The following is a 6639-nucleotide window of genomic DNA, read 5'->3' as shown; positions in this document are numbered from 1 at the left end:
GCCTGCCAGAATTTCTTCACATACGTTCAGAAAAGGCAGATGCGCAAAAAAGCTCCTGAAGAAGTTAGCCTTAGTAGAATTTCAGATGCTTATATGAATGTATTAAATAAATGTTGTTAAAGTTAGTTTCAGTGATCTTTGTACATTTATTGCTTAATAATTGTGAAATTGATATTATATAAAGAGATGTATTTTTTCATTTATTACTTAGCAAATATGTGATATTATTAAGTTTTGGAATAGAAATAATTCTTATTATATTATAAGAGATTATACTTTATACATAATTTGAAGCAAGTTTTAATATTGAAACAATAGGAGAGATTACATGCAGCTTCCAAGTATTAAGATAACTAATTTTGAGGGACCATTTGATTTGTTGCTACATCTTATAAAGCAAAATAAAATGGATATTCATGATATAAAGATATATGAGTTGACTAATCAATACATGGATTTTTTGAATTCTATGAAAGAGATGGATTTGGAAATTACATCAGAATTTATAGTAGTAGCTGCAACCTTGCTGGAGATTAAGTCTAGAATGTTACTGCCAAAGCCAGTGAAGGAAGATGAAGAGGATAAAGATCCTAAGCTTGACTTAGTTGAAAAACTCTTGATTTACAAAAAGATTAAAAATGCTGCTGCTTTTCTTGGTAAAAAGAGCTTGTATACAGGAAAGATATTTACTAAGAAACCTGAAATTATAGAAGATTTAAGTAAAGACAGCAATGAAGATATATTTTTAAATATAACTATGCTTGATTTATATAATTTGTTTAATGAACTGATAAATAACTATAAAAATAAACAGAATACAAATGTTATCGAAAAGCGAATCTATGCAGATAAGTACAAGCTTGAAGATAAGATGAGCTACATTTCTGATATGGTGCTTAAGAGAAGCAATATTGATTTTCAAAACCTTCTTTATGAATGTGAATCAAAGATAGAAAAGGTTGTAACTTTCTTAGCTGTGCTAGAACTTATTAAACAGAGAGTGATAAAGGTTATGCAAGAGGATAGCTTCGCTAACATATATATTGAAAGGAATGAAAATATTGGACAAGATTAGTATAGATCAACTAGGGTTTGAAGAAGTATCTACGAAAAAACAATATATGTCAGTAATAGAATCACTACTTTTTGTATCGGGAGAACCTTTAGGTGCAAAGGATATAGCGAGAATACTAGAATGCCAAATAGATTTCGTTGAAGAAATAGTTGATGCTATGACAGAAGAATATGAGAATCAAGGAAGAGGAATAAAAATAATCAGCATCAATGGTATGTATCAGCTAGTTACAAAACCACAAAATAGTGATTATATACAAAAGCTTTTAAAGAAGAACACGAGACAATCATTATCTCAAGCTTCTCTAGAAAGTTTAGCTATTGTAGCTTATAAACAGCCTGTAACCCGTGTTGAGATTGACGAAATTCGTGGAGTTAAAAGTGATAGCGCACTACAGAAGCTTTTGGAAAAGAACTTGATAAAAGAAATGGGAAGATTGGATGTTATTGGTAGACCAATACAGTATGGAACTACTGAAGAGTTTTTAAGACAGTTTGGACTTGAAGATCTTAAAGAATTACCTTCCTTAGATTTATTTGAGGAAATAGATAATAATGAAGAAGAAAATGAAGAGGATACTGAATAAAAGAAATATAGACTTTCGTCAAAAGTGATGAAAGTCTATATTTTTAGTTTTATAGGTAATCCTCTGGTTTTTCACAAGGTTCTTCTTTTTTTGATTTTGAGAAAAAGTCTTTTATTACCTCTAATACTTGAGGGACATTATCTACTATTCTGTCGTAAGTATTGTTTTGGTTCACAGGAAGAAGCCTGACAGAGTTCTCTCTAAGAACTAAAAATGCAACAGGTCTTACGGTAACCCCTGCTCCTGAGCCGCCACCAAATGGATATTTTTCAGAGGTTTCTTTACCGTATTCTCCTCCACCAGATGCAAAGCCAAAAGATACTCTAGATATAGGGATGATATAACTGCCATCTTTTGTCTCTACAGCGTCCCCAATTACTGTATTTACATCTATCATGTCTCTAAGACTTTCCATTGTTGTCTTCATTAAGTTTTCGATTGGATGATTACATTCCATAATTTTCCCCTTTAGGGTCCACCTCCTTATATTTTAAGGACAATAATATTAATAAAATCATATATATAATTTTTACTAAATTTAAAAAAATTATACTTTTAAATTGGATTTTAACAAAAACATCTTCTGACTGAAAGTTTGGCGCAACATCAGTCTTATTTAAGGTGATTTTTAATAGAACATTGATTACAAGGTTAAGAACCGCTATAGCTTGATAAATTATGCCATATACAATTGCTGTACTGGCGGCATCACCTGTTGAGTAGTTTATATCATAATAAAGTCTTATTTTAGGCTTAATTGGATTATTATTTAGTTTATAAATGATGTTCTGTACAACACTTAAGTTCATTACAAGCTTTTTCTTTTTTTTCTTTTCTTTTTTGGGCTTACACTTTTTTTTATCTTTTTCTGTTTTCTTTTTTAAAGTCTCAATTAATGAAAATACCTTAAATTTATATAAATATACCTTTAAATCCATTTCTTTAAATACCACTTGAATCTTCACAGGAAAAGGTATGAGCATCAATATGAGTATGATTATCAAAATATATAATACACGCATTAAAAATTCCTCCAGATAAAGGATACTCAATCCTTATAGTTATAGTATTTCCAATTTTTAAACCTATAACCATGTATATCTAGGTTATTTACAATTAATTTTGGGAAATTTATAAATATGGATGTACCAAAGGAAGATTACCTTATCAAAGATGCACCGCTTAAAACAGAAATCTATTTTTTAAACGCTTCTGGATACTGAGAGGAAAATTTGAAAATATAAATTTTATTGCGAAGTGTTGCATCTATAGGGTTCAATTATGAAAACTTAAGTTATGAATGTTCGAAAATCGTGGTTTCTGAGGATTTTTGCTGTATGCATAACTTAATAGTTGAGAAGTTGTAACCCTATATAGGGCTACAAGATCAAACTTTAAGTTATGAGTTTTACTTGCAATAGATTTTGCAAGACTTTAACGGTGAGTATAACTTAAACTTCGAGCCGTGAATCCTATATAGGGTTCAATTATGAAAGCTAAAGTTATGCATGTTCAAAAATTATGTGCCTATGAACTTTAGGAATTCATAACTAGAGAGTGGAAGTAGAAACCTATATTGGATTCACATGTGGAACTTTAATTTATACTTGTTTGCAAATCCTAGTTTTTGGGGATTTCTAGTCGCGTATAAATTAAAAGTTGTGGTAGGAACCCTATATTAGTATATCCATAGCCAAACTAAATAAAGGGATTGATATTATGAATATTAAGAAGGTATTAAGTTTTTGTATGAGCCTAGTACTTACTAGTTCTATTATGTGCACTAATAAAATGGTATACGCCAAGGATTTAACACCAAGTGCTAGATATGTACTAGCAATGGATAGAAATTCAAAGCAAGTATTATATAACAAGAATGGATATATGCCAGTTCCTATGGCTAGCACAACAAAGATAATGACTGCACTGGTAACCTTATCTAATAAAAACTTAGAAGAAAAGGTAGTGGTAAGCAAAAATGCTGCTGGTATTAGAGGGTCTACCGTAGGTTTTAGATCAGGAGAAGAAATATCTATGCATGAGCTTGTTTTTGGACTTATGACAAGATCAGGTAATGATGCTGCAATAGCTTTAGCAGAGGCTCAAGGAGGAAGTGTAGAAAATTTTGCAAAGCACATGAGTTCTTTTGCAACAAGCTTAGGGCTTATGGATGCTCACTTTGAGTCTCCCCATGGACTGGATAGTAAAAATCATTATAGTTCTGCTTACGATCTAGCGCTTCTTACTTCAGTGGCTATGGAAAAGCCTAAGTTTAGAGAAATTGCAGCTGTAAAGGAAATAAGAAAAGAAAAATATGGATTTACCAGAGACTATTCAAATATAAATAAAATACTTCACAGAATACCTGAGGCAAATGGAGTAAAAACAGGATATACAGGACAGGCGGGAAAATGTTTGGTTTCATCTATTAATCATAATGGAAGAGATATTATTATAGTAGTTCTTAACTGTCCAGATAGATGGGAGGCAACTGAGAAGGTATATAAATATGTAAAAGAAAACTACGATTTTTACTCAGTGCCAACTAAAGAAGCTGTAGGTGAAACAGTGGCAGCTAAAAATAATTATGATGGAGAAAAAGCCATAGATTTTGTACTTCCTAAAGGAAAAAGTTATAAGATAGATTATAAGGACTTTAAAAATAATAAAAAGTATGAAATCGGTGGAAAAGTAACGGTGCTAGATAATGATGGAAATGAGATAATAAAAAAATATGTTTATAGAAAATAAAGCTTTTGGTGCACCTTAAATTACGTAAGTTTAAGGTGCACTAATTATTTATGCCACATTGACTATAGAATGTAGAAATCAGCGCAAGATCATCGAAGCATTGTATCACTGAATACTTAATTTCAACACCATACTTTAACAGAAGCTAAATTTATGATTTACTCTAGGCATTACACTTCATATTTATAGTTTTTATAGCTACAAATAAGAAAAGAGGTTCTAAAAATAGCTTTAGGAGCATAAAAATAAACTTTTCAAATTAGATATCATTTAGTAACCAAATTACTTCTAATGAAATAATTTAGTAGTATAGGATTTTAATAAACCTTCAGAATAACTTAACCACTAGAGTGTGAATAGTGTAAAGGTGAAAAACTTGAATTATATATGGTTGAAATCCTAAATAATCTTTGTGGAGGAGTAGATGGACAGAGAGTTAATTGATTGTATTGATGCTGGAACAGAATATTGTGCTTAAGTTATATAAAAGCAACAATTTTACTTAAGAGAACTCAAGGTAAGCATGACGTTAGCTCCGTCCCACTGTGCCGCTTTTACTACCAGTCTTATTAAGGTTCTTTTGTGATCAGCATTTTTTATAACAGAATACTGGTTATTAATTTTATCGAAGGTATCCAAAAGTATTTTAAGATTATGGGAAGCATAGGATAAATTATCAATTGTTAAATTATGATCAGAAGCTTTTAAGTGCTTATTTAATGCAAAAGAGCTAAGTTTTTTATCTTTTAGCTGCTGAAGATTAGCATCTAACTTTTCAATCTCAGACACTATATGCTTTGAGGCCTGTTCACTATCACAAACAGCTAGTTTTTTTACTAGACTGGAGATAATAGTTTCACTTTCTTTTATTTTTAGGTCAATGATTTTAAGTTCATCATTGCTAGTTTCATTTACTGCAGGGGAATATAATAAAGTAGATAGTTCTTTACTTAAAAAGTCTTTGTCTAATATATTAAGGTTTTTAATAACAAGTTCATCTAGTATGTCCACTCTGATATTTTTATTATTACAAATAGTTCCGTGGCTTTTATCTTTATTAGAGCAAACATAATAATCTAGTCTTTTATTAAGCTTGTCAGAGAAGCGCCCTTGCTTTAACTTCATAAGAGCACCACATTTTTCACATTGTAGTATACCTAATAGCAGAGCATCGTTATTTCCTGTACCTAGTCTTTTTATATTCTTTTCCTTAGTAGCTATGATTTTATTTTGCACATTTAGCCAAGTGTCAGCTTCTATGATGCCGGGATGCCTTGAAATAGCAGCTATCCATTCATTGATATTTCTCTCTTCAGTAATATTTTTTGTTTTATTATAGGTAAGATATCCGTTGCCATTTGCTTCGCCAAACACATTGACTCCTAGATTTTTTAAATAGTTACTTGTAGCCTTTGAAGACTTAACGTATAGGGGACTAGAGAGAATTCTTTTAAGCTGCATAGTTGACCAATGCCCTCCGTTTTTACCTCTTATGCAGCATAAGTCTAGATATTTCACTACCTTTGATAATGAGTTATATTCCATGTATTTGGAAAAAATTGTAGCTACAACCTCAAGCTCCTCTTCATAGGGAGAAAGCTGCATAAGAGAGCGCTCTTTAAAGTCTTCGTCTAGATAGGTAACTCTTTCAGCCTTGAAGCCAAAGGGTTCTTGACCACCTAACCAACGGCCTGACTTTGAAAGCTGAAGCATATTGTCCCTGACTCTTTCTGCTATAGTTTCTCTCTCAAGCTGAGCAAATACGCTGGCTATATATATCATGGCTCTGCCCATTGGAGTAGAGGTATCGAATTGCTCCCTAATACTTATAAAGTTTATATTATATTTTTGCAGTATTTCTAGGGTAGAGGAAAAGTCAGCTACATTTCTACTTATTCTATCAAGCCTATAACATATTAGAAAATCAAAAGCTTTTTTCTTGGCATCTTTTAAAAGCTGCTGAAATCTTGGCCTATTAGTATTTTTACCAGAGAACCCCTCGTCCTCGTAAACTATGTATTCCTCAATCCCTAATTTTTTCCCATACTCCTTACAGAACTCTATTTGATTTTCAATTGAATCACCTTTACCAGTAAATATAGATTTTCTGCTATAGATAGCTGCTTTCATAAAAACCTCCTGAGGCTTTTGGTATTATTTTATTTATAAAGAACTTATATATGACAAAAAATTAGGATTATTTAAGTGAGGACATTAATATAAGTAG

5 protein-coding genes and 1 pseudogene are annotated in these 6639 nt (G+C 31.3%); 3 read left to right on the top strand and 3 right to left on the bottom strand.

Features of this window, described 5'->3' with window-relative positions:
* The first annotated feature begins 328 nt into the window (after positions 1 to 328).
* Positions 329 to 1075 (top strand): segregation/condensation protein A, encoded by a 747-nt coding sequence (locus GXK57_RS24875; RefSeq protein ID WP_160680716.1) that lies wholly within the window; start codon positions 329 to 331, stop codon positions 1073 to 1075.
* The gene (scpB, locus tag GXK57_RS24870) at positions 1053 to 1661 is read left to right on the top strand and encodes an SMC-Scp complex subunit ScpB (protein ID WP_160680715.1); all 609 of its coding nucleotides are present in this window, start codon (positions 1053 to 1055) and stop codon (positions 1659 to 1661) included. Before GXK57_RS24875 ends, scpB begins: the two co-directional genes overlap by 23 nt.
* A 49-nt stretch (positions 1662 to 1710) precedes the next feature.
* Here the strand turns inward: scpB and ytfJ are convergent, their stop codons facing one another.
* Positions 1711 to 2118: a GerW family sporulation protein gene (ytfJ, locus tag GXK57_RS24865; RefSeq protein ID WP_202127788.1), complete on the bottom strand. Its 408-nt coding sequence runs from the start codon at positions 2116 to 2118 to the stop codon at positions 1711 to 1713.
* On the bottom strand, positions 2108 to 2683 hold the full coding sequence (locus tag GXK57_RS24860) for a DUF2953 domain-containing protein (protein WP_160680714.1): 576 nt from the start codon (positions 2681 to 2683) through the stop codon (positions 2108 to 2110). Before GXK57_RS24860 ends, ytfJ begins: the two co-directional genes overlap by 11 nt.
* Positions 2684 to 3437: 754 nt before the next feature.
* Between GXK57_RS24860 and GXK57_RS24855 the strand changes: the two are divergent.
* A pseudogene (locus GXK57_RS24855) lies at positions 3438 to 4175 on the top strand (D-alanyl-D-alanine carboxypeptidase family protein); the annotation flags it as partial.
* Positions 4176 to 4910: 735 nt separating this feature from the next.
* On the opposite strand, the gene GXK57_RS24850 reads toward GXK57_RS24855, so the two are convergent.
* Positions 4911 to 6542: a recombinase family protein gene (locus GXK57_RS24850; RefSeq protein ID WP_160680712.1), complete on the bottom strand. Its 1632-nt coding sequence runs from the start codon at positions 6540 to 6542 to the stop codon at positions 4911 to 4913.
* Positions 6543 to 6639 lie beyond the last annotated feature (97 nt).

It is taken from the genome of Clostridium sp. C8-1-8 (assembly GCF_009928445.1).
Taxonomy (GTDB): domain Bacteria; phylum Bacillota; class Clostridia; order Clostridiales; family Clostridiaceae; genus Clostridium_AR.
Note: the sequence above shows the minus strand (reverse complement) of the source record. Positions and strands in the feature narration are given on the sequence as shown.

Bases quoted from the DNA above. Each gene is read 5' to 3' on its own strand.
- GXK57_RS24875 (WP_160680716.1), top strand. From the start codon at position 329: ATGCAGCTTCCAAGTATTAAGATAACTAATTTTGAGGGACCATTTGAT.
- scpB (WP_160680715.1), top strand. From the start codon at position 1,053: ATGAAAATATTGGACAAGATTAGTATAGATCAACTAGGGTTTGAAGAA.
- ytfJ (WP_202127788.1), bottom strand. From the start codon at position 2,118: ATGGAATGTAATCATCCAATCGAAAACTTAATGAAGACAACAATGGAA.
- GXK57_RS24860 (WP_160680714.1), bottom strand. From the start codon at position 2,683: ATGCGTGTATTATATATTTTGATAATCATACTCATATTGATGCTCATA.
- GXK57_RS24850 (WP_160680712.1), bottom strand. From the start codon at position 6,542: ATGAAAGCAGCTATCTATAGCAGAAAATCTATATTTACTGGTAAAGGT.